Origin of the sequence: Halorubrum xinjiangense, from assembly GCF_049604745.1 — an archaeon.
In the GTDB taxonomy this organism is placed as follows: Archaea; Halobacteriota; Halobacteria; order Halobacteriales; family Haloferacaceae; genus Halorubrum; species Halorubrum xinjiangense_A.
On record NZ_CP187140.1, the window covers coordinates 2,599,817 to 2,624,296 of the forward strand.

Here is a 24,480-nt window from a genome sequence, read left to right on the forward strand (position 1 = left end):
CATACATTGAACTCACTGATATAAAATAGCTGTCTCAACTGCTCTGTTGAAGAGCGATCTTATCAGCCGATATCACGGGTTTAGAAGGGCGAAGCCGAGGAAATCGAACCTAACTTGGAGATCGATATCCTCGACTTCATCGAGCAGTGTCGTCACCTAGCTAAACAAGGTTGGGGAAGCATGCGGGCGAGCCCGCCAGCGGCGGGTTCGCCCGCTGGGTTCATGTCGTTCTCCACTGTTTTCGGCTCGAAGAGACCCACAGCTACCGTGAAACGCCGAATCGGCTGAAGTACATGGACGAAGTTCGTGACGCTCTCGACTTAGCTCGGGACGACCTTCCTGATCACACGACAATCTACAAGTCGTTTGATCGGCTGAAATGTGGGTATGGCGGGCGCTGCTGCGCGTTTCCGCGCAGCAGTACCCGCAGTCTGGCCACGCCGCTCTCGACAGCACGTTCTTCGATCGCCGACGTGCGTCATAGTACTTTCGCCAGCGGGCGGGACGAACGATACAGACGCTGAAAGTGACGACATTGACAGATGTGGAATCGCTGGCTGTTCTTGATCTTCACATCGCAGCTCGGTGGAAGCATGATACGAAGACTGGACCGCAGGTCGTCCGCCGAAACGCGGACGACCTGCAGTCCGTCGCCGCCGACAACGGCTTCCAAGACTGGCATACCGAGTGCGAAATCGCCGCATATGACGTTGAGTACCTCGTTCATTACCGCGGCCCGTCAGCGAACGCAGCTGCGAATAACGCACTCAACCGAGCGAAGGGCTACTCTCAGCGGTGGATGGCCGAAACATCGTATTCGACAACGAAGCGCTTGCTCGGCGATGCCGTGCGAGCGCTGGGCTGGTATCGGCAGTTCCGTGAAATCGTCTTGATGTTCGCCATCACCAACATAGAACCACTCTGTGAGCCGCTGTAACCGTGAATCAGCATCTATTCAACACAGCAGTCTCAACAACTCTCTCATAGCTTGGTACGTTATACCATGTCTTAAGGAACACACAAAGTATTTATAACAACCGACTCTTTTCCAATATGCCTCTACCCCCGAACACGGCAGACGCGAGTAATCCAACACATAGTATCCGTCTCACAGCGTGAATACGACTGAGACGGTGTGTCGCGGACAAAACGACTGGCGTACTCGGATGCTGACAAAAAATAAACAATGACAAACGACAATACACGTACGAAGGCCAACGCGGTCTTCTTCAGTGTCCTCATGGTGATCTCCATGGTCGCCGTCGGCTTCGCTGCCGCACCTGCTGCAGCGGCCAACGACGATTCAACCATCACCTTTGAGGACCAACAGATTGATGACGGAACCGTTAGCGTAGATACAGATATTGCCGGAAGTCCCGGTGATGTCGTTCTCACTGAAACCGACAGTGACCTCACTGTTGTAGATGTCGTTGAGGGCGTTGAAACTGGAGAGCAGACGACTTCGCTCTCTGTTGAGTCTGGTGGCGAGTACCAGGCACACGTCTTCGATGACGCAAGCCTCTCAGCGGGCGATTCCGCTGATAGTGCTTCCACTGGGCCAGTAGTCAGCAGTGATTCCGCTCAGGTACAGCCGGAGAGCCGGAGTCCCGGTACTCTCACGGCATACAACAACACCCAGGTCTTCCAGGGTGAGGAGGACATCAGCTTCGTTGATAGTGATGGTTCCGGAGTTGATGTCGGCGATCTAGAGGGTACCTCTGGAAACCGTGAAGGTACGCCGCTCCAGATGCCGATTCCGGAAAACGAAGAAACCGGCACCTACTCGACTGCTGGTGCAAACTACAATGGTAACAGCTTCGCTGTTTCCGTTGTTGAGCCTCGGATTAACACGGCAGAGGTTCAGCTGAACGAGAACGACGTTAGCCAGATCTCCTCCTCGCGCGCTGTGACTGATGGGAGTCGGAACTTTGAGGTCTACGCAGAGTGGAACTTCGCGAACGCTGAAAACCTCAGCGTTGAAGTCCAAGACCCAAGTGGCGCTGATATCACCGACGAGGTCATGGAAGATGGATCCACTCTCGTTGCCGACGACGGGAGTGCGCGCCTCGACATTGACCTCAGCACTGAGGATTCCGGTGAATACACTGTCATCTTCGAAGGTGCCGAGAGCATCGACCAGGACAGCGTTATCGAAGAATACACCATCGAAACGACCTCCCAGGATTCCATCTCGCTGGAAACTGCTGAGGACTCCGTCACTCGTGGTGACAATCTTGACTACACGGTGAGTGGTGGGACGAACGCCGACTACCACACTGTCACTATCGATGCATCCGACTTCCGCGACGACCTCAGCGTTGAGGACGCCCAAGACATCTTCCGCAACGTTCAGGATGTCTCTGAAACTGGCGCTTACGACCTAAGCGCGGATGACACCGTCGAGGGCGCTAGCACGGAAGACATTGACGATGTCGACTACGCGTACGCTCTCGTCGAAGTCGATGGAACTACTGCAGCTGGTTCCATCGAGACAGCGTACCTTGACGATGCGTCGATCGATGTCGACGTGTACGAGGGGAAGACAGAAGCGGACGCGATCAGGAATACTTCTGGGTACGACTCTGTGGATGATGTCTCCTTCGACGTGAATGAAGGAGACGTCAGTCTTAACAGCCCGACAGGCTCCTACACTGTCGGCTCTGAGGTCGACATTAACGGGTCGGCTACCAGCGCAGACACCGTTGCCATCTTTGCGCGTGACAATGACAACTGGGAGCCGCTCAACCTCGACGAAGAGCAGTATGGTGATGAGGTGACCACTGATGATCTCACCACCATCTCTGTTGATTCGGACGATACCTTCGAAGAGGAAGACGTTCGGCTCTCGGGCGCCAACAACATCTTCTCCTTCGAAGGGTCCTACGACATCGGTGTTGTCGATGTCGCTGACCTTGACGGCAGTTCGAACGGGAACTTTGCGGACGGCGAGCTCTCCACCTCAGAGTTCGCCACCGCCTCGAGTGCGCGGTACACGCTCGATGTCCAAGCAGGCGACCTGACCGCTAACTTCGGTACGATTAACGGCCAGATCGCAACTGTCGACAACCAGATCGATGTGAACGGCACTGCTGCTGGCCAAGACAACGTTGTCGTTGCCTTCGTTGGCCAGCGTGGTGACGTGGAAACTCGGACCGTATCTGTTGACAGTGACGACACGTTCGACCGTGATGACATCTCCCTTGACTCGATTTCGCAGGGCTCGGTGTCCGCTCACGTGATCTCCCCTGGCCGAGACTCTCAATTCGGTGATGGCGGAGATGGCTACGCAGACGCTAGCGCTCTTGCCGAAACGATTAGCGGCTTCGGTGGGGGTCAGAGCAGTGGTGACCAGATCCGGAGCTCGATCGTCGCAAACACGATCGATGAAACTGGCAGTGACGATCTGATGGTCTCGACGACGTTCCGTCTCAACGACGCGACGCTCGGGATCAACAACGTCTACCCTGAGGATGCGCAGGCTCAGGGCGTTAACCCGGTCGCAGTCGGTGAAACGATGGTTGTCGAAGGTGACACGAACCGTCAGCCCGACAACGCGGCAGTCACGTTCGAAATCCTGAATCAGGAAGAGGAATCTGTCACGTCCGCTTCCACTGATGAGTGGGGTAGTGACGGGCAGTTCTCGAACACCTTCGATACGTCTGACCTCGAGACTGGAACATACATTCTTGAGATCGACGATGGGGAGAGTACAGACCGCGTCAACGTCGAAATCGTCGAAGAACGTCAGCAGCCTGATGACGGTGACGATGGTGACGACTCCTCTGGTGACGACTCCTCTGGTGACGACTCCAGCGGAGACGACTCCTCTGGTGACGACTCCTCTGGTGACGACTCCTCTGGTGACGACTCCAGCGGAGACGACTCCTCTGGTGACGACTCCTCTGGTGACGACTCCAGCGGAGACGACTCCAGCGGAGACGACTCCACCGACGACGGCACGCCCGGCTTCGGCGCGCTCGTCGCACTTGTTGCTCTCATCGCGGCTGCGCTGCTCGCGACCCGTCGCAACAACTAACGCCAGCTAATAACCGAACGGGCCTTCCGTTCGGCTCTCTGCGGTTCGCGGCTCCATTTTTCAACCCCGATACGTAACGAGCGAAAGCCACAGCTTCACATTCATTGCGAGGGTAGAGGCCCATGACTGTTGTCGTGGTAGAAGTCTGACCGAATGAGGCAACAGAGCGTCAACACTGTTTCTTCCCAATTGGCCACGCGGAGTTCCCTCATCGAAAGGGACACCCGCTAGCCGACGCCCAACACTGGGGACTGCGATCATCACGCCGCGACAGGAACTTGCGTTCTTGACCTACATTTCTGTTTTTGGTTGATCTTACGGAATACAAGTTGACCATGTTACTCAAGGGTGACTGTCGACAGAAAGTATTTACCCGGCACAGCGGTAGAGACGGACATCCAGATGAATACACGTATCGCTGCGGTCGTCGTGACCATTCTTCTCGTTAGCGCCACCACCGCGCTTGCCGCTCCAGCGACGGCGCAGTCGGGACCCGCAGTCGGTTTTAGTGACGCCGAGACCACGACGACGCAGGGCGATATCGCGACGATTAATCTCCAGCTTCGTGACACTGATGAGGCCCTTTTACGCGTTCACTCTGCAGATCAGCAGTATAGAGCAACTGTGAGGGCACAAGATGGTGACAATGATGGAACTGTCAGTATTCGATTTAACACCTTTAGAGGTCCCGGAGAGGGTGACACAGCTGAGTTTACAGCTGTCGACGGTGACGACAGCGCTGACCTCATCGCTGAATCGAGCGAACAACCAGGAGCCGTACTTGACACCGGCCGATATAATCTGATCGCATCAACGGCGACGACAAGCGTCGCAGCTGTGCTCTTTCTTGAGCCCCCGGGTGAAGTAGGGAGCAACACGAGTGTTGTCGCGCCTGAAACGCCACTTTCAGCGTCCACAGCCTCCACGAACGAGTCCACAACGGGTGTTATTGAGGGACCCAACACTAGCACGTCGTCGACTACCACTCAGGTCCCGACTGCGGCTACTGGAGACCATGTCCGGACCCGATTCTCTGTCGGCGGTCTCGGGGGTGCCATTGAGGGGTCACTGCCAGGGAAGAACCTAATTTACCCTGAAGATAGTTCTCCGAGTGCCCGTACGAGCCACACGATGCAGACTTCGCCCAACCAATCGATTACTATGCGGTCGTTGACAATTGATTACGGTGCCGAAGAAAGCGCCCCGCGAGCATCTGTATATCAGCTTACCAGAGGAGACATTAACACCCTTGGGGTTGATGAGACCGGTGACGGCTCTGTCGATCGATCTGTGAGTGCCGCTATCCAGAATATCCAGACAAGCACTGATGGGCAGGTCACGCTCAGTTTCGACCGCTCAATCACAGTTTCAGAGAATGACACTCTCCTCGCGGTCTACGAGGTTCGGAACCCTGAGACATCCGGATCGCAAGATGTCGCGGTCACGCTGACTGGAAAAAAAGCAACCTACCAAGAGCTGGGAACAGTTCTGTACGGGCCTGCCGGTCAGGGTACACTCGGCTACGGTATTGACCTCCAGTTCGAATCAAGCGCGGACAAGTCGCCGCCAACAGCTCCCTTGTCGGCGCTCAATGTCACGTATGAATCCGACGCGAACGAACTTGTGGCCAATACAGATACCTCAGTGCTCACCACAGGGGAGTACGCAGTTCGACTTCAGACCAAGGATTCCGCGCCAGCAGACCTCCCACAGGTGGACCTAACAGAACGATTCAACGTTGCTACGCCCGATGCTGAAGTCACAAACTATTCTATTAGCGAGACTTCACAGCTATCTGTCACCGCAAGCACAAACCTTGCGCCGGAGAACACGGTCATTATTCGTGCTGACGGTCAAGAGGCAGATGGCGGTATTAGTCAGGTCCAGAATTGCGTGGCAACAGTTCAATCTGATGGAACTATCAGCTGTGAATTTGACTTTTCCGAGTCTGGATCTGACTACAAAATCGACGTTTTAGTTCGTCAAAACGACACTATAATTGCTGGACCGACCAGAGTAAACTGAAGTACAATTGTGGACTTGACATCCTCCCACGTCCTCAGGCGGGAGAGGTGTTAAAAACGGAGTTCTGCTAGTGATATCCTCATCGCCGCAAACGGCGAGGTTCCCATGCCGCAGGTGAGATATTTCCTGATCTACGACACGGCGCGTTCTCTCGTGTGAAACGTCCCGCTCTCGCGGTCGAACAAGTGTGTCGATGGCTGTGCCACACAGCCGTTACTCCTATCCTCGCCGTGAGGACTCGGAGTTATTTTCTGACGCATATTTTCCGCCCCGTTACAGTCCGCGTTGGCTACCAACTCGCACGACGAGCAGACGTACAGGCCACGTTCGACGCGGTTCGATTTCGTGTCGTCTCCACAGGGAGAACACGCTTTTGAGGTGTTCCACTCGTTCTCTTTTGGCACCGCAACACCGCACATCTCGCCTTCGTATTCGAGGTACCGGTAGATGCGGTCGAACGCCCACGAGTGGAGCTTCTTATCCCCGTTTTATCCCCAGTCTGATTCTCGGACGTCTTCAGGCTAACTCACCGCGAGCGTGCCGACACCGCGTTCGACACACTCCGTGATGATGGCGTCCGTCAGCGTGTGGTAGAAGTGTGTCTCACGTTCGGAGAGTTTCCGACGCGCCCACCTCGACTGCTCTGACGGGCCGTTCTCTCCCTCGGTGTCGTACTTGACACTGGTGAAGTAGTGTTGTCTTCTTTGAGTGAGTTGCCGGGGTACAATACGTATTCATCCGGGAACGCGACCGTGGCGATGTTTGTGATGCCAAGGTCGATCCCTGCGATGCCGTCGCCAGCCGAATCCACTGTTTCGAGTTCGACCTTACACACGGAATGAAGTTCTCATTCGTCACCGTTCCAGACGCCACGAACATTCTGTACGCTGTTGACTTCCGAGAGGTCAACGTCTGGCCGGGTCTGGTACTCGCAAAGCAGGAAGTCTGAGAAGTGTTCTTTCCGCCGCGTTGAATAGCGGTCTCTGACCCATGGTGGAACGATACCGGTTTTGAGACCACTGGGACAACCGCTAACAAGAGGACTCAAAATCTGTCCGCTCGCCGGCACCGCTATCCAACAGCGTACACGATTCAACAACACAAATTTTCATACCCAATGTCCAAGCAAGTATATTCCCCCCACGATGACTGTCCCTCCAAAGGCATCACGTGTACGGATTGGGAAAAGTGCTGGTGACTCTGTTCCGGAGTCTGACTGTGTCTTTTCCCCACCAGTAGTATCTGTATCGTTGGCGCTTTGATTAGTTGTATTTCCCTTAGATGTGTTTTGTGCTGTAGTATTAGTTTCCTCAGATTTTGTTGAGGTCGCATTGTTGGCGGACGCTGTACTATTGTCCCCGTCCTCTTGTGTGTCTGGAACATCTGGTCTGATTTTTGTTGAGTATTGTCCAGTGCGATAGCTTACCAATACATATACCATCGTGTTTTCAGGAGAGGATCTAAGATCTTGATCAAAGTTAACACTATCAGTAAAGCTCCCCGCATCATACACTCGAACAAGATCGAGTCGTTCGCCCGTACGTGTGTTAATCGTCTCAACCGTAACTTGACTAATCTCTGCTTCTGAAACTGTCCCGGTGACGCGGACCGTCTCTGTTTCTACGTTGGTTGTTGCCTCTGTAACACTCACATCTGGCTGTGGATCATAGCTAATTGAAAGTGTTCTATTGCGTATGTTCCCTGCGGCGTCTTCTGCTGTAATCTGGAACTCGTTGTCATCATCATCGTCATATAACTCGACCGATGTATCGAAGCTATATTCAAGCAGATCTGGATTTGGCTTTGCGGTTCCACTCATCATCAGTATCTGTGATCCGTTATTCGAAGTCCGGTTTATTTCAACACGTTTAATTTTTGTTTCATCCCGAACTGTTCCACTAATGCTCGTGGTGTCAGTATAGCTTTGATTTTCGACTTCAAACTCGATCTCGGGATCCGTTTTGTCATCAAGGACAAGGGTAAACCGATCAGTGTTTGTGCGGCCTCGACTGTCCGTATACTCGGCGACGATATCGTTTGTTCCATTGGCGAGTAAGAGATCTTGAGAAAATGAATCTCCAGGGTTCGAAATGCGATGGATCCTTCGATCTTCTTTAGAGCTGTTCTCACCTGACCCGTAGTTGCTAGTTCGCTCAATCCGAATCCGTTTAACATCTAACACCGTGTGAAGATCACCAGCCAGTGTAATCTGCCCACTAGTAACATTTACTGTACTATTCGGCCCGCCTTTGATGCTTGTCGAGAACGGCGAGATATATCGGACACGAGGCGCGGCGGTATGCTTTGTTACAGATGTCTCAACTGTTGTTACTCTATCCGTCTTCGCGATCACCTCGACGTCATTCTCGTTCGGGTCTAATTCAAGCGTAAGTGAACGATCAAACTGTGTTGAGTTTGGACGGTACGATCGGTAAACGTCCCCGTTAACACGAAGTTCAACCAAATCAATTGGTGTCTCTGCCGTGACTGTAATGTTTGTATTCGGATCTTCTAATACCACCAACTCATCTCCAGCTGTAAGCTGTTCATCATCAATAGTCATATTGACTGCCGTCTCTTGTGCAGTTACAGCCCCGGCCCCGGTGTATATGAACAGAAATATGATACATACACCACACAAAACACTCCCCAAGCGCCTGTAAGTGGGCTTTTTGCCCAATTGAGTGACATTTAGTGTCATATTATACTGATGAACTCCGCTGTATACCATTACCCAGCCGGCAAATCATATGACTGTACTGTCTCAGGTATCATAATTGATACCTAAACAGTCATCCGTCTTTAACGCCGAGACGTTGAATGGGAGCGGCAAAATGAGTGCGTATAGTGGCGAACGCAGACGTGAACGGCGTTAACTCACTCGTGGGTCGTTGACTCTTCTCTGGCACGACCGAAGAACGCAACGGCTGCGCCAAGGAGTGTGACATTCTGGAGGAACGATGTTAGTTCTCCACCGCGCTCTTCTTCATCGACTGCCCAGAAGTCATGCATTAGTGGCGTCACACCTATCAGAAACGCAGCGACAGCACCCGCAGATAGTTTTGGAGCTTTCCACACGCTAATTCCAAGACCTCCACCGAGCAGAAGACCACTTCCAGCAGGCACAAGCGTCTCTGCCTCAGGTACTCCCTTCGCATCGGCGTATGCAACCCGCCCATCGAGGTTCGTGAGATTCCGTATAGCCAACACTACAAGGCCAGCTCCGAACAGCAACCGGCCGAAGAGAGCTGTTTTCTCTGTGCTGTCGGAGTCTTTCTCAGACATTACTAGTTGGTAAATCTGCTAGCGATTTAACGGCTGTGATCGTCCGAAGAAGTCATCGATTGATCTGCGAACAATCCTGTAACGACCGTGTCGATCAATGCTTCTTCAACTTCATCATAGGTTTCGTTTAGGACGACAGGTGTGTTCTGAGCTTGTGTAACGAACAGTAGCGACCGTAGGAGCCCTCGTACGATGTCCGGATTGTCTATCCGGACATCATCGCGTGCGACCCATTCTTCGGGCTGCGGTAACACGCGGAAATCTGCCTTACTACCAGCATCAGGGTTAGTACAGGTATTGTCTTCACTGATTATATCCGTGTCATTGCCGCCCCCGGTACTGGTAGCATCATCATAGTTTGTCCCATCTAATTGCTCATCGATCCGTCGAATTTCACCCTCGACGAACAGGCGGCGAATAAGAGGGTTCGATCGGACTTGCTCAAGCGTTGTCCGTAGGATCATCTCAGCTTCCGCTTGTGGTGTCTTCATTTCAGCGACTGCTGTTTCAAGATGTTCAAACAGTTGCTCGCGCTCAGAGGTCAGCACAACAAGATACAGCTCTTCTTTCGAGTCAAAGAATTGATAAAAGGTACTTGTGCCGATCCCCACCTCCTCTGTTATATCGCTTACACGCGTCCGATCGAAACCGAACTGTGCGAACAGTGTGTGGCCCGCCTCGATCAGTTCTTTGCGGATACGCTCGCGATCCTTATCGGTAAACTGTGCCATTATAATTTCCTCGTATCTGGCATAATTGCCTTGTTTTTTGCTTCCATACTCTGGCCTATGATCCTAAGAACAAAATGTTTATTGATTCGCGGAAGTAGTAGAGAGTGTGCAACGAGCTTGTTACCTCCCATCGAATTGTTTCATCCCAGATTCCATCCAATCCCGGAATACAAATGCCACGACTACTGAGGTTGTATAACATATGCGAACTCGACACCTCTCTGTCGTGCTTGTGAGTGTGCTTCTTGTCACTAGTGGAATCGGCATTGGCGCTGTCGGCGCCGAGTTGGTTGAGACTGACTCTGTGACAAGTACGACAGGAAGTGCCTCAATATCGAGTGGAACAGTCCCCGCACAAACCTCGAACGTTGGTGGCTCGCCTGATCTTGATGTCTTCGTCTCAAACCCGAATCTCGTTCCCGGCCAGACGAATCAGGTTGATCTGACGATTGCCAACGACGGGAACCTTCGGTTCGGCGACCCATCAGCGGCCGAGACGGTGACTACCGCACGGAACGTCCGGATCGACGCCGAGGCGAATGGTCCGCTCTCTGTCGAGTCCGGTGAGACCGCTATCGGCGGCGTGACGACGACCGCGCCGGGGTCGGCCCCCGTGAGCATTAACGTGCCTGACGACGTCGAACCTGGCACGTACACGCTCGACCTCGACCTTACCTACGCGTACTATTCTTCAGGCGAAGACCGCACTGTGACGGTCTCTCGACAAGTGGACCTCCGTGTCCGCGACGACGCCCGTTTCCAAGTTGTTGATGTCGAAAGTGACACGCAAGTCGGTGACTCTGGTACTGTCGAGGCGACAATCGAGAATGTTGGTTCAGAGGCGGCCCGTGACGCTGATGTGACCTTTCGCAGTCAGAGCAACAGCGTCACCGTAAGTGGTGGCCAGTCCGACACAATCCGCGTGGCGGAGCTCGATCCCGGAGAAACGACAACTGTTGCTTACGATGTTGGGGTTGCCTCAGACCTCCCAGTTCAACAGTACACGCTCTCCGGTTCTGTAACATTCGACGACCCTGATGGGATCTCTCGTACTGACGAGGGACTCTCACTCGGCGTTCTTCCGCTTGCTGAACAGGAGTTCTCACTCACCGACGTAGAGTCACAACTCCGCGTCGCCGAAGATGGTGACCTGATTGGTACTGTACGCAACGAGGGTCCCGTTCCGGCCCGCAGTGTCGTCGTACAGTACGCTGGCGAGGATCAAAGCGTGATCCCGGCAGAGCGATCGACCGCTGTAGGGACGCTTGATTCCGGCGAATCCGCGAACTTCACATTGCCAATGTCGATTAGTGGCGAGGCCGAGTCCGGCCTGCGCTCGCTCGATATGGCAGTCCAGTACCGAAACGGTGAAGATGAGTTGCGGGCCTTCGAAGACCTCGTCGTCGACGCTGAGGTTGCCCCTGAGCGCGACCGCTTCGACGTTGCGGTCGAGAACCGCACCATCCAGTCAGACGGGACTCGTACCGTCGATGTCACCGTAACGAATAATGTCAACGAGACTGCCAGCGACGTCGAGGCACGGCTTTTCGCCGACGACCCGCTCGATACTGGTGATACCGACACGGGGTATGTTCAATCACTTGAGCCTGGGGAAACCACCACGATGACCTTCGAGTTGACCACGACGGGCTCTGCAACGCCAGGTAGCACGTACCCGATCTCACTTGACTTCCGATACGATGACGCGGACGGAGACAGCCAGCTGACAGACACTTACCGTGTCCCGATAGACGTGATCGAGAGTGAGGGCGGCGGACTGCCGCTGCCAGTCATCATCGTCGCGCTGCTTGTCGTCGGGACGGGGGCGCTTGTCGTCTACCGGAGGCGGCAGTAACCGATGTCTCTCGGCGAGCGGATTGAGGCGTGGACACGGCGACTTAACGACGCCATCGTCGACAGCCCGCGCCGAGTCATCATCATATTCCTCGTTCTCACGCTGGTGTTCACCGGCGGGATAGGCCTTGTCAGCACGGACACTGAGGCCACCGATTCGTTCACCGATGGTCTCGAGGAACAGCAGGCACTTGACGCGGTTAACGAAGAATTCGAAGATCCATTCGAATCCGATGATGAGTCCACACAACTCATCCACTCGGGAAGTAACGTTTTGACAAAAGAGGCGTTACTCAGAGAACTCCGGGTCCTAGAGGAGGTCGAGTCGCGAGACGACCTCCGGGTAGCCTCGGCCAACGGCCCGGCCACGGTCGTCGCACAGACAATCGACCCGTCGGCGACCACTGCAGCCGAACAGCGGCGCGTCTTGGAGTCGACGAGTGCGACCCGAGTCAGACAGGTCGTTCGCAGCCTCTCAGAGAATCCGCGGTTCACGGGGACGGTTGCGACAGATTTCAATCCGACGAGTGTGAGCGCAAGCGCGTCGATTACGGTCATCTCACACGACGTGCCGGGAGGGTTCTCGGATGGGGACCTCCAAGAGGTTCAAACGACGATCCGATCGATTGCGGCTGATCAGCCCGGGGATCTTACGGCGTTCGGCAGCGGCGTGACGAACGCCGAGACGGCCAATGTCATCGGTGACTCGCTCACCATCGTGATGCCTGTCGTTGTGCTGTTGCTGCTGTTGTTCCTGGTCGTCGCCTACCGCGACCCGATCGACCTCGCGCTCGGGCTGCTGTCGCTTCTGATGACCATCATCTGGACGTTTGGGTTCCTCGGATTCTCTGGAATCCCATTTAATCAACAGATGATTACCGTTCCCGTGCTGTTGCTTGCGGTCGGGGTCGACTTCGGGATTCACATCATCAACCGCTATCGCGAGGAGGTCGTCGACGGTTATGAGGCGACAGAGGCGATGCGCGAGGCGAACAACCAGCTAATGATCGCGTTCATCATCGTCACTGTAACCACTGTGTTCGGATTCGGGGCGAACGTGATCTCTGACCTCACGCCGATCCGAAACATGGGAATCGCCTCGGCGGTCGGGATCACCTTCACCTTCCTGATATTCGGGCTGTTCCTGCCGGCAGCAAAACTGGTTGTCGACAGGCTGCGAGAGCAGTACGGAGTCCCAGAGTTCAACTCGGCTCCGATCTCCTCCGAGGACTCGACGCTTGGGAAGTTCTTGACGTTTCCGGCACAGGTTAGCCGGTACGCGCCAATCGCGTTCGTGGTCGTGCTGCTCGTGACGGGGGGAATGGCTGCGGCGTACGGCAGCGGCGTCGACACCTCTTTCGAGACTGAGGACTTCCTTCCCCCGGAGGAGCAACCGGACTATGTGACCAGCCTCCCTGAACCGTTCGCACCGAGTGAGTACACTGTCACTGAGACGCTGAACCTGCTCGAAGACCGCTTCTCAACTAACCAGGATCAAACAGTGAAGTTGTACGTCGAAGGGAACTTTGAGGAGGGCCATGCGCTTGAGGCTCTCGCGGACCCGAACGACGATGCATCTGGCTCACTCGCAGTCGGTGACGGCGGGAGCGCCCAGCCAACAAGTATTGTGACTGTGATTCAATCGCATGCCGAACAAAATCCGGAGTTCGCCAAACTGGTCGCCCGCAACGATATCGACGGAAACGGAATTCCCGACCAAAATCTCGACCGTATCTACGACGTGCTGTTCGCCTCGTCGTCCGGCGATCGGGCTGAGCAGTACCTCACGCCGGATCGACGGAGTGCGCAGGTCGACTACGCGATCGACTCCGGGGCCTCGCAGGCTGAGGCCGCGGCCGACACTCGGGAGTTCGCTGAAGAGTTCCGGTACGAGACGACTGCCACCGGTCAGATCGTCGTTTTCGACGCGGTGACTGATATCATCTTCAATTCTTCGATTCAGGGACTGATCATCGCGATGGGGTTAACAGGATTGTTCCTCGTTATTGCCTACGCCGTATTGGAGAGCAAGCCGCTCCTCGGAATAGCGAATCTCTTCCCGATCTTAATCGCAATCGCATTCCTACTTGGGACAATGCGATACCTCGGGATATCACTGAACGCGCTGACTGGAACAATTCTATCGATTTCCATTGGGCTCGGAATTGCGTACTCAGTACACGCCACTCACCGGTTCATCGATGAGTACAACGCCGGCGCCGACGCTTACGAGTCGATGATTATCACGCTCTCGGGGACGGGCGGCGCCCTGCTCGGAAGCATGCTCACCACTTCGCTCGGGACGGGCGCGCTCGCGCTCGCCATCACACCCGTGCTTGGGGACTTCGGCCTCTTGATGGCGCTGAGCGTGATCTACTCCTTCGCGTTCACCGTGATAGCGCTCCCCCCAGCAGTGTTGTTGTGGGAACGCTACCAAGGCGTATGGAGTGGGATTAATCTGTCAGTCTCAGGCTGACATCTCAGCAATATATTTTCCACCCCCGTCTCAGAGGTAGGAAGAATACGGGGAACCGGACACCTCTTGACGAATTCATCGAGAACAGAGGAGAACATCTGTGTCTTTGTGGGATGAATCCAGCTACTCTGTTGAATCCGCAGAAGGCGTCGGGATCGGGTCCTTCTGTGCTCGGTTTAGGACCGCTGCCGAGAGAATTCGGAGATGGAATCTTGGCAGAGAGCGAGAAGATCGAGATCACTAGGTGGATAGATCCAATTCATCGACGACGAAGAGCGAGATAAACGCGCCTTCAGAGATCGTCATCCCCGTGCCGTCATCGGAATCAACAGAACAGACTCGTCGGAATTCATACTCATATTTGGTCCGCCCCTCAGATATGGATTGCCTTTACAACTCGCCAGACAGGCGCACTTTTGCCCGTCACGTCTATCTCTCAGCCGTGAATTATCGACGCTAGTGAATATTCGAACGATTGATTGCTGAAAAAATGGGCCACCGATTCGCTTGGTATGACTTCAGTACTGATCGACATCTGATCAGAATATATCGCCTAGGGGGATTTCAACAAAGGATATCTCACTTGGGTCGCTGTGGGTGTCCTGTACCGATCGGCTTGGAGTATAGTTCTAGTGATTACGATTGTCTTCTTGCTCCTTTTGTAAATGTTGGACGACCTCAGTTGCAGTATCTTGTTGGGTCCGAGCAGATTCTGCCAATAATTCTCCGCCCACGAGCGCCGGACTAATTATCGTATTGGCTCCTACAAAGCGGAATTTCTCAATATTCTCATTATTTGTCGCTGCAGCAACAATCCAGATATCGTCGTCTTGTTTTCTCACGGTGATTGCCGTCATAATGTCTTCTGCGTCGTCTTCTGTAGCAATAACGACGGCACGCGCCGTATCTAGCCGAGCTCGTTCAAATGTCTCATTCGATGTCCGAGAACCATGTAATTCTAAAACATCTGATTCAGTGAAGCTTTGGGGCGTATCCGTATCAGAAATTACCAATATTGAGCAATCGCTCTGTAAATCATCAATGATTGGGGCGGTCAATTGATCATTTCCAGCGATAATGATATGATCTGAAAGCTGGTCAAGTTCAGCGTCGTCTGTCATACCTAATGCCTCGGTAAACCGGTTCTCAATAGCGGGAGTTAAGAGTGTACCAAGTGCGACAGCAAACGTAGCCGTGCTAACGATTAAGACAGACAGCGCGAATAAGCGGGCAAAGCCACTTTCCGGAATAGGCGTGACATCGCCGTATCCAACTGTGCTTCCAGTTACGAGCGTAAAATAAAATGCATCTAGTAGAGTGTTAATCCCCCGGAACTCATTCCGAAGTGAATACGTTCCAATAGTACCGTACGCCTGTGCGCCGACCAAAGCCAAGCCCGCAGCAATTTGCGTGTCTGTCAGTGTGACGTTTCGATCGAATACCCCATCTTTAGATAATAATATCACAAATACGACGAGAGAAAGCAGTACAAGCGGTGTCGAAAATATGCTTGACTGAAGAACTCCCTGAATCGTTACCGTGGGAACGAGAAAAAGAGATACGTACCACGCAGCCCGCCATCGTCGCCGAAGACCATAACTGGTGAGAAAAAGAAGGAACCCAGTTAGCGCCCCTGTAAAGCCAGCAGACTCTGTCGCACTTGATGGCAACTGATCGGCAATAAAATTAATTTTTGCGGCACCCGTTAGCGTCGACACACCTGTTACTATTGACAGAATAGAAAGTACAGCAACTAACTGTACGATTCCCTTCGTGGATTTTATATAACTAATTGAAACGAATTTTGCTGTGTCAGTCACAGTTCTGTCACGTAATTAAGTATCGGGATTCTCAGATAATTCTGACGCTGTGAAGCCACCATCTTGAGCGAGATCTTACGTAACACGAGACCAATTGGATTCACTCTGGGCATAAGTTCTTGCTAGAGGAATAGAATCTTGAGTCCTGACGAGCGAAAAGCTACTCACGTCATATCAACATACCTTTCTTGTAATGTGGGAGTTAGTCGGTAAATGGAATATAGCTCAGGACTACGACGGCGGATCCTCTTCGGAATTGGAGGGTTAGGATTAGTAACTGCTGTCGTTTTTGTTTTAATCCAGTTTCAGGCAACGCTCATATTTACAATCTTTCTCTACTACGCAAGCCGCCCAATTTATCGTAAACTCGAGAACCTCTCGCTTCCGTCGCGACTCCAAGGCCGTCGCGTTCCCTATCGCCGTCAAGTTCTTGCTATGGCTACAATTGCTATTTTCCTACTGCCGTTTCTCTTTTTGCTCACATACACCCTTGTACTGGTAGTTCCCGAAATCCAACGGCTCGCTGGCGGGGATGGTCCTGGTGTAGCATATCTGTCTGCACTACAGTCGGCACAAGGAAGTGGACTTCCGGGTCCACTCGTAGGGCTAGAAATCAGTGACATACTGGCACTGAGTCCTGAGGAAGTCGTAGCAATCCTCAACGACCCCGCAGTTCAGGCATGGGTCGAACAAATGGCTGCTACGCTGACCGGCTCAGTCGGGTTCATCGCAAACGCAGCACTCCACGGATTCATTCTTCTGGCCGGGACGTATTATATGCTTACCGACGGCTCACGGCTTGTAAGCTGGTTCCTCGACAATTTTGATGAATCAGGTGTTGTCGAGTCATACGCAGTAGCTGTTGATGATGAACTGTCTTCCATTCTCTTCGGTAATATCCTAAACGCATTTGTGACGGGTATCATCGGAATTCTTGTCTTTTCTGGATATAATCTCGTTGCACCAGGAGCAGTAAACGTTCCATTCGCGCCCCTAGCCGGTGCACTCACAGGAGCAGGAAGTTTAATTCCAGTTGTTGGAATGAAAATTGTGTACCTGCCTATCGGTGCAATTCTCGCGATCGCTGCTGTCACCAGTGGTCAGGCAAGCGCGTTCGGCTTCGTGGTCCTATTTCTCGCTTTAGCGTTCGTAGTCGTTGATACGATTCCTGACTTTCTAATTCGCCCGTATGTGAGCGGCAACCGGACGCATGTGGGACTACTGATGTTTGCATATATTCTCGGACCGATCGCGTTCGGGTTCTACGGGATTTTTCTTGGCCCAATACTGCTTGTCTTCCTCGCAGAGTTCTTTAGAACTATTGCATCGTACGTACTCACCGGCAGACCGCCACATGAACAATCAAGTCTCTCGGACTACTGAATATCCCGCTAATAGCAATGTTTGTCTCCATATCTGTGAACAGAAGCCGAGGCGCATCTTACCGACCAACACCTAGAGACATCGAATACTACCTGGACACAGCGGTCATTTGGATACGGACGGCTGTGTTGAATCGCTGTAAGGCGGAGAGATTCACTGTTTGACGAAACGTTTGATGTTATAGACGACACACATCAGTGCGATCTCGCGGAACTCACGGAACCACGACCGCGCTCGCACGGCGAAGCCGAGCGAGCGCTTCACAGCCGAGTTCACGGTTTCGGTCATAGAGCGCTGATTGTAGCGGGTATCGTCGATTCTGGCGTTGTGTGCGTGGTTGTACGGTGCGAAGATACGGTGCTTGATCAGCGGTCTGATGCCGAGATCGCGTAATCCTTCACGGAGTGATTGTTTGTCATAGCCTTTATCAGCCGCGAGAGACCGCAGTTCGCCCGCGTTTCGGCGGACGATCTGCTTAGCGAGGTCTGCGTCACTTCCTTCCCGGTTCGTTGAGCAGTGAACATCAAGGATGGCTTGAGACGCTGTATCGACGAGTTTTGTGACTTTGAGCTTCTGAACACGGTAGCTGATTCGCTGGCAGTAGTGGCGGCTGGCTGGTGAGCGGTCGTAGAATGTGGCGTCGATCGCGGCGTGTTCAGAGAGATCGTACAGCTGCGCCGACTGGCGCAGCAGCACTCGGCAGACGCTCATACTGATCCGGTCGAACGCCTTACACAACGTGGACGGCGCGGGGAGATCAGCCGCGTTGAGGCCGATATCTCCGGTTATTTGTGGCATCTCTTTGAGCAGGTCGATCGTCATGCGGTACGATGAATCGAGGTAAATCCGCAGACAGTGAAGGGAAACGAGTGTATAGTCGGCGAATCTGCCGCCACCGTCCGGGGCGGCGGATTCGCCTCCATCGCCAGTAACTTTTTGAGCAACCGACACAACTCCCCCGATGAAGCGGGAGATTTGTGTCATAGGCAACCGAATCTTCCCGCTTCAACTCCTTTGATTTAGTGGCCTACCCCGCTGCTGTATGGTGATTCAACACAGCCCTCAAAAGGGAAACCACTGCTCGGGATTGTGAACCTCTTTCCAATTGTAATCGACATCGCGTTCCTCCTCGGAACGATGCGAGCTCTTGGGCTGTCACTCAACGCCTTGACTGCGACAATCCTCTCCATCTCGATTGGACTCGGGATTGCCTACTCCGTTCACGCAACGCACCGGTTCATCGACGAGTACAACGAGAACGCAGACGCGCTCCAGTCGATGGTAATCACCTTCTCTGGGACCGGTGGTGCGTTGCTCGGAAGTATGCTTACCACATCGCTCGGGACCGGTGCGCTTGCGCTCGCAATTACCCCTGTACTTGGAGACTTCGGCTTACTGATGGCGTTGAGCGTGATCTACTCATTTATCTTCACAATCGTCGCGTCCCGCCAGCCGTTCTGTTGTGGGAACGATATCAGGGCGTCTTGTCGAATACGGTACTGTCGCTGACCCCGTCTTTCCCCTGAGACGTTCGTTCCAAGTTCAGTGTAGGGGTGAACCGTTGCGGGGTCTACCCCCGTGGTGTTTGCCTCGACGACCTGTCTCTCATGTCTGTTTATGATACTGATATGATTGTTTCTGTCGAACAGTACTCTCAGATATTATATGATCGTCTCTAGCACCTATTGGAGTGAATTCCAGTCAGAGATCTCTTCGTTCACCGTGATATTCGGTATAAAGCCGAGGATTGCTATCCAGCCGACGGATATTTCTTGCTGGGTGATAATACATCTAGGAAATTTATTTTATCATACTAATATTTGTAAATCATTTGTAATCGCCACTTTGTCATTCTCGCTATCGACCCTCGCGGGCCGACCCACATGCGGCTTTCTTTATCGCGCTCATCCAGTGAGCGACAGCGAGCGGCAGTGCGCCTGATACGAGACAGCTGTTCTGTGACAAAATTCGCATGGACACTACAGATTGAAGTAGGGCTACCGTCGATCACCGCGTGCCGGACGCTGTCACGTGACGACTACTGACAGTCGCCGTGGCACGGAACTCGCAGTCGACTCGCGTGACGGCGTCTGGTACTATCGGATGAGCGGCTCTCCGCCAAGGGCACTTCCCCTCCACTCTGGAGCGAGATTTCGAGCTCCGAGTTCGAGGTCACGTGAGCCCATCTCACCACGGTGATACCCATGACCGACACCACGCCGCCGCTACACCCGATGGAGCGCGAACGGCTTCGGGCCGAATCGACCCTCGTCATGACCGTGAACTCGTCCAGCGAGTTCCACGACGACGTCACCGACGCGATCGAGACGCTCGAACGGGGCGACGCGGCCCACTCCCCGCCGACCCTCGCGTTCGCCAGCCACGACGTCCTCATGGCGACGCTGACGCCGCGCGTCCTCGATCTCATCGAAGCGGTCCGCCGGGAGGAGCCGGCGAGCATCAACGAGACCGCACGTGTGGTCGATCGGGACGTGAAGAACGTCCACGAGGAACTCAGCCGGCTCGCCCGACTGGGAATCACCCTCTTCGAGGAAAACGGCCAGCGAAAGCGCCCCGTCGTCTGGTTCGACGAACTCGCCATCAACCTCCCGTTCGATCCGGAGGCTGACGACACCGTTACTGCCGCGCCGTGACTCCTCCCGAGAACGCGAAACAAGCACCGACTGACCGAAGAACCCTCTACTCCTCGTCGCACTCGTCGCCGCTACGCTGCTCACGACCCGCCGCAACGACTACCCTCGCTGAGACGGTCGCGACTCGCAGTCGCAAAACTATCGGCCCTCGCGGGCTGACCCACACGCGGTCTTTCGTTATCGTGCTCACGCTGCCAGCGGCGGGGCTCGCGCTCGCCGCGGATGATGCTCGGCGAGTGCGTTCGGATCGAGTCGCGCTGAGAGCCGGGACCCGGCAAAACAGTTACTCTGTTTCGAGTCGCTCGTAGATGATCGCGTGGCGTCGGCCGTCGAGTTCACCCATCTCTAAGGCGATCTCTCGGCGTTCCGCGTCCGTCTCGGCCGACTGATACCGCTCGTACAGGCGGCGGACTTCGTCATCGACCGGAGTCGTGGAATCGCGACTGGACTCCATCTGTGTAGTGTAATTCGTCCCGGACTCCATTTAACAAATAATCGTTCTTCCGCAGGCCCGATCGTCGCCTCACTGTCCCCGCTCGGTCACCACCCCGACTCCCTACTCCTCGTCGCGCTCGACGACGACCGTCCGCCCGGTCAGCGTCTCGGGCGTGAAGCGGTAGAGACTGATGTCGAGGTCCGGCTTGTCGTCCGCCCAGATCTCGAACAGCGGGCGCTGCGTCTCGCCGTACTGCGCGATCGTCTCCGGGGTGAGCTCGTCGAGGTCGACCCGTTCGAGGGTCCCGACGCCGACGACGCTCGCGTACTCGTCGTCTTCGTCTTCGTACACCACGACCCGAGCCTGCGGCGTCGACGCGAGGAACTCGCGCTTCTCGCTGTCGGGCGTCGACACCAGCCGGAGGTATAACGCGCGCTCGTCGGCGTCGTACCCGTAGGAGATCGGGATGGCGTACGGCGCGTCGTCGCGCGCGAGCGCGAGGACCCCCGTCTCGTGGCGGGACAGGTGCGCGTCCACCTCGCCCGGCGTCATCTCGACCTCGCTGTTCGTCGGCATACCCCGAATTTCTTCGCACGGCGGCTTAAAGGGCACGAGACGGTGCGGGTGGTGGGGGTACAAGCGGTGAGCGGCGACGCGGTGCGGGGACCGCGGAGCGGGCCGGCGATGTAGCGCGGGGACCGCGCTCGGCGTCGACGACGCGGTCCCGACGCGGTCGCGCTCAGCTGATCGTCGGCGCCTCGCCGATGTCCTCCTCGGTGACCGGCGCTCCGCAGACGACGCAGCCCGTCTCGAGCAGCGTCGCCCGCATCGCGTCGTCCACCTCGATCGAGCGCCGACACTCCGGGCAGACGAATGTGTGGGTGGATCGCCCCGTCATACCCGTGGGTACGACCCCCACGCCCATCAAACGGATCTCGGATTCTCGCGGCTTCGGAATGTGATGAATGATCCTCAATCAAGCAGCGCGCCGAACAGCTTCCGCTGGGCGGCCGCGACGTGCTCCGTGAACGTCGAGCGCCCGATCCCCAGCGACTCGGCCACTTCGCCGGCGTTGGCCCCCTTCGGGTGGTCGAAGTAGCCCGCCTCGTAGGCGGCCGCCAGCACCTCGCGCTGGCGCTCCGTCAGCTCGCTCCGGTCGACGGTGACGAGGTCCGACTCCGTCGGCGTCGTCGTCGACTGGAGCAGGCGCAACACCTCCATGTCCGGACACGCGTCGCGGAACGCCTCCAGCACCGACCGCAGCGTCGGTAGGTCGCTCGCGTGGAAGGTGAGCCGGAGCCGCCCGTCGCGGATCGTCGCCTCCGAGACGGGCGTCTCGTGGCGGTCGAGGACGGCGAACGGCGAGTCGGGGTCGACGGCCGCGTCGAACCGGTAGGCCGCCCGACCGCCGTAGTCGAAGACGACCTCGACCCCCTCGGGGACCGAGAGGTCGGCGTCCGCGATGAACTCCACGACGACGCGCTCGCGGTCGTCCGCCGGCGTGCAACGCGCGACCTCGGTGACCGGCGTCGCCTCGTCGACGACGCCGTCGAACGGCGAGGGCGCCGCGGTCGGCAGCGAGACCTCCGCCCGGATTCCCGATCCCATCTCGTTCGTCCGTACCCGCCCCGGGCAAAAACGTTGGCGGGCGCGCCGCCGCGGTATAAACCCCCCCGCATATGATGGGCCACCGTTCGGGGTGGTGGAGCCCCTCTCTACAGATATGAAACGCCCCCCGCGCACGACCGACGCGACGACGACCGAGGGAGACGCTGCGCTCGACGCCACGTTCGAGGCGCTTGCCGATCCTGACTGCCGGGCGATCCTCGCGGCAGCAGAGACGCCAAAAACGACAAGCGAACTCGCCGAGGACTGCGATATTGCGCTCTCGACCGCCTATCGGAAGGTGGAACTGCTGAGTGAGACACCGCTGTTCGCCGAAGGGATCCGGTTCGACTCGGGCGGCGACCATGCCGCCGAGTACGTCCGCGACGCCGCTAACGCTGCAGTCGAACTCGGCGACGACGGCGTCTCGCTCACAGTCGACGACGAGGAGACCGATCCCCTGCGGGCTGCGATGGACGCCCCAGGCGTCTCGGCCGACTAACGTTTTTTTTTATGGCTGATCCGGGTCGGAGGCCCCTGCCGAGCTTTCGAACCTGATAATCGAACGATCAATATTATACGCCCGTTTACGAAGGTCTTGCGTATGTCTCGCTCACCGGAGCCAGAGACTCTCGTCGATCTCGCTCAAGACAAAATCGCGGTGATCGACGTGACTGGTCGGTTCCGGTACCTTAACGCGACCACCCGCAACCTCCTCGGGTTCGACCCTGACGAGCTCGTCGGCACGGACGCGTTCGAGTTGGTCCACCCCGACGACGTTGACCGGGTCCGGGCCGCGTTCGACGCATTCGTCGCCGGCGACGCTCGTCCGGACGGCCCGTTGGAGTACCGCTACGGGACTGCCAACGGCGACTGGCTGTGGCTCCGCACGCGCGTGTACCCGCCGGCGGAGACCGGCCTCGACGGCTACGCGCTGAGCTCCCGCGACGTCACGCTCGAGGTCGAGTCCCGCCGGCGGCTGGAGACGATCGCCTCCACCTCACCGGACGTGCTGTGGATGTTTACCGCCGACTGGAACGAACTGCTGTTCGTCAACGAGGCGGTAAAGCCCGTGTTCGGGATCGATCGTGATGTGCTGCGCGAGCGGCCGCAGGTGTTCCTCGAGGTGGTCCATCCGGACGACCGATCTGCGGTCGAGGACGCGATATACCGACTCTCGGCCGGTGAGTCGACAAATCTCGACTACCGCATCGGCACCCCCGACGAGGGGATGCGCTGGGTGCGGGTGCCGGCCAGCCCCGTCGTCGAGGACGGCGAGGTCGTCGCGGTCACCGGCTTCGCTCGCGACGTCACCGACGAGTACCGGCGGAAACGACAGCTCACGGTGATGGACAACCTGCTGCGCCACACGATCCGCAACGACATGAACATCGTCGACGGCACCGCCGAACGGATCACGGCCCGTGCGGACGACGCGCTCCGGGGTTCAGACCCGCCGAGTAAGGGCGACGCTGCCGAACTCGCTGCCGACCTGATCGATCACGCGGAGACAATTCGACGCGTCGCCGACGACCTGCTCACCTCCGCCGAGAAACAGCGCGGCGTGATCGACCTGCTCCGACGGAAGGAGCCGCCGAAGCCGCTCCGGGTCGTGTCGCTCGTCGAGACCGCGGTCGACAACGCGCTCGGCGACAGCGACGCGGGATCCGCGGAGGTGTCCGTTCGCTGCCCGGACGACCTACGGGCGTTCACGCATCCCGAGCTGGACTACGCGATCGCAGAGCTGGTCGAGAACGCGATCGAACACGCCGAGGCGGCGCCGCGGGTTGAGGTCGAGGTCACCGCTCCGGCCGACCGCGTTGAGATCACCGTCCGCGACAATGCGCCGCCGATCCCCGCGGACGAGCGCGACCCCATCACCGACCGCTGGGAGATGGACGACCTGAAACACACCGGGGGAATGGGGCTGTGGCTCGTCTACTGGATCGCCGACCGCTCAGGCGGTGACCTCGCGTTTGAGGCCGACGCGGACGGGAACGAGGTGACGATCAGCGTGCCGGACGCCGACTGCGGCCCGACGCCCCCGGTGGGACGGTGGTCCCCGCCGCAAGAGCCCGCGGGCAGGTCGGCTGCGGCCGAGCCGGATGGCGGATCGCTGGCCGATGTCGCTGACGCCGGGCCGGATCGGGACGGCGCCGGTCCGCCGTGAGGATC

Annotated in this window: 17 protein-coding genes and 3 pseudogenes; 10 read left to right on the top strand and 10 right to left on the bottom strand. The window is 56.2% G+C overall.

From position 1 onward, the window contains the following. Positions 1–114: 114 nt before the first annotated feature. From ACOZ35_RS14265 to ACOZ35_RS14275, 3 genes and pseudogenes are all read left to right on the top strand, one after another. A pseudogene (locus ACOZ35_RS14265) lies at positions 115–937 on the top strand (IS5 family transposase). Positions 938–1,186: 249 nt separating this feature from the next. Next, positions 1,187–4,036, top strand: coding sequence for an HVO_2072 family ArtA-dependent S-layer glycoprotein (gene csg / locus ACOZ35_RS14270; RefSeq protein ID WP_424014190.1), 2,850 nt, complete (start codon positions 1,187–1,189; stop codon positions 4,034–4,036). A 402-nt stretch (positions 4,037–4,438) separates the two neighbouring features. Continuing rightward, complete coding sequence (locus ACOZ35_RS14275; RefSeq protein WP_424014191.1) at positions 4,439–6,061, top strand: hypothetical protein; 1,623 nt, start codon at positions 4,439–4,441, stop codon at positions 6,059–6,061. Positions 6,062–6,192: 131 nt separating this feature from the next. Here ACOZ35_RS14275 and ACOZ35_RS14280 read toward each other — a convergent pair. The 4 genes and pseudogenes from ACOZ35_RS14280 to ACOZ35_RS14295 all read right to left on the bottom strand — a co-directional run. Beyond that, positions 6,193–7,022: pseudogene (locus tag ACOZ35_RS14280) on the bottom strand (zinc ribbon domain-containing protein); the annotation flags it as partial. Between the two features lie 147 nt (positions 7,023–7,169). Then, positions 7,170–8,792, bottom strand: a complete 1,623-nt coding sequence (locus ACOZ35_RS14285; RefSeq protein WP_424014192.1) for a hypothetical protein — start codon at positions 8,790–8,792, stop codon at positions 7,170–7,172. Between the two features lie 146 nt (positions 8,793–8,938). After that, complete coding sequence (locus ACOZ35_RS14290; protein WP_424014193.1) at positions 8,939–9,346, bottom strand: DoxX family membrane protein; 408 nt, start codon at positions 9,344–9,346, stop codon at positions 8,939–8,941. 26 nt (positions 9,347–9,372) lie between these two features. Then, on the bottom strand, positions 9,373–10,077 hold the full coding sequence (locus tag ACOZ35_RS14295; protein WP_424014194.1) for a TetR/AcrR family transcriptional regulator: 705 nt from the start codon (positions 10,075–10,077) through the stop codon (positions 9,373–9,375). Positions 10,078–10,576: 499 nt separating this feature from the next. Here ACOZ35_RS14295 and ACOZ35_RS14300 point away from each other — a divergent pair, with 499 nt between their 5' ends. Then, a complete protein-coding gene (locus ACOZ35_RS14300) occupies positions 10,577–11,932 on the top strand; it encodes a COG1361 S-layer family protein (RefSeq protein ID WP_424016076.1) in 1,356 nt (451 codons plus the stop codon). Between the two features lie 3 nt (positions 11,933–11,935). Further along, positions 11,936–14,407, top strand: coding sequence for an efflux RND transporter permease subunit (locus ACOZ35_RS14305; RefSeq protein ID WP_424014195.1), 2,472 nt, complete (start codon positions 11,936–11,938; stop codon positions 14,405–14,407). A gap of 629 nt (positions 14,408–15,036) precedes the next feature. On the opposite strand, the gene ACOZ35_RS14310 is transcribed toward ACOZ35_RS14305, so the two are convergent. Beyond that, positions 15,037–16,227: an NAD-binding protein gene (locus ACOZ35_RS14310; protein ID WP_424014196.1), complete on the bottom strand. Its 1,191-nt coding sequence runs from the start codon at positions 16,225–16,227 to the stop codon at positions 15,037–15,039. Positions 16,228–16,440: 213 nt separating this feature from the next. On the opposite strand from ACOZ35_RS14310, the gene ACOZ35_RS14315 reads away from it, so the two are divergent. Beyond that, positions 16,441–17,610: an AI-2E family transporter gene (locus ACOZ35_RS14315; protein WP_424014197.1), complete on the top strand. Its 1,170-nt coding sequence runs from the start codon at positions 16,441–16,443 to the stop codon at positions 17,608–17,610. Positions 17,611–17,763: 153 nt separating this feature from the next. Here the strand turns inward: ACOZ35_RS14315 and ACOZ35_RS14320 are convergent, their stop codons facing one another. Then, entirely contained in the window at positions 17,764–18,594 is an 831-nt protein-coding gene (locus ACOZ35_RS14320) for an IS5 family transposase (protein WP_424014198.1), read from the bottom strand. An 81-nt stretch (positions 18,595–18,675) separates the two neighbouring features. On the opposite strand from ACOZ35_RS14320, the pseudogene ACOZ35_RS14325 reads away from it, so the two are divergent. Beyond that, positions 18,676–19,136 (top strand): annotated as a pseudogene (locus ACOZ35_RS14325) (MMPL family transporter); the annotation flags it as partial. 678 nt (positions 19,137–19,814) lie between these two features. Further along, entirely contained in the window at positions 19,815–20,264 is a 450-nt protein-coding gene (locus tag ACOZ35_RS14330; RefSeq protein WP_424014199.1) for a hypothetical protein, read from the top strand. A gap of 283 nt (positions 20,265–20,547) precedes the next feature. Here ACOZ35_RS14330 and ACOZ35_RS14335 read toward each other — a convergent pair whose 3' ends face one another. The 4 genes from ACOZ35_RS14335 to ACOZ35_RS14350 all read right to left on the bottom strand — a co-directional run bounded on the left by ACOZ35_RS14335 (position 20,548) and on the right by ACOZ35_RS14350 (position 22,308). Beyond that, entirely contained in the window at positions 20,548–20,718 is a 171-nt protein-coding gene (locus ACOZ35_RS14335; protein ID WP_424014200.1) for a hypothetical protein, read from the bottom strand. A 102-nt stretch (positions 20,719–20,820) separates the two neighbouring features. Further along, the gene (locus ACOZ35_RS14340) at positions 20,821–21,276 is read right to left on the bottom strand and encodes a pyridoxamine 5'-phosphate oxidase family protein (protein ID WP_424014201.1); all 456 of its coding nucleotides are present in this window, start codon (positions 21,274–21,276) and stop codon (positions 20,821–20,823) included. 163 nt (positions 21,277–21,439) lie between these two features. Continuing rightward, complete coding sequence (locus tag ACOZ35_RS14345) at positions 21,440–21,598, bottom strand: DUF7560 family zinc ribbon protein (protein WP_007345024.1); 159 nt, start codon at positions 21,596–21,598, stop codon at positions 21,440–21,442. Positions 21,599–21,672: 74 nt separating this feature from the next. Next, on the bottom strand, positions 21,673–22,308 hold the full coding sequence (locus ACOZ35_RS14350; RefSeq protein WP_424014202.1) for a helix-turn-helix domain-containing protein: 636 nt from the start codon (positions 22,306–22,308) through the stop codon (positions 21,673–21,675). A gap of 115 nt (positions 22,309–22,423) precedes the next feature. Here ACOZ35_RS14350 and ACOZ35_RS14355 point away from each other — a divergent pair, with 115 nt between their 5' ends. Together ACOZ35_RS14355 and ACOZ35_RS14360 are read left to right on the top strand one after the other, a co-directional pair. Continuing rightward, complete coding sequence (locus ACOZ35_RS14355; protein WP_424014203.1) at positions 22,424–22,807, top strand: helix-turn-helix domain-containing protein; 384 nt, start codon at positions 22,424–22,426, stop codon at positions 22,805–22,807. Between the two features lie 102 nt (positions 22,808–22,909). Beyond that, the gene (locus ACOZ35_RS14360) at positions 22,910–24,475 is read left to right on the top strand and encodes a PAS domain-containing sensor histidine kinase (RefSeq protein ID WP_424014204.1); all 1,566 of its coding nucleotides are present in this window, start codon (positions 22,910–22,912) and stop codon (positions 24,473–24,475) included. Positions 24,476–24,480: the final 5 nt, after the last annotated feature.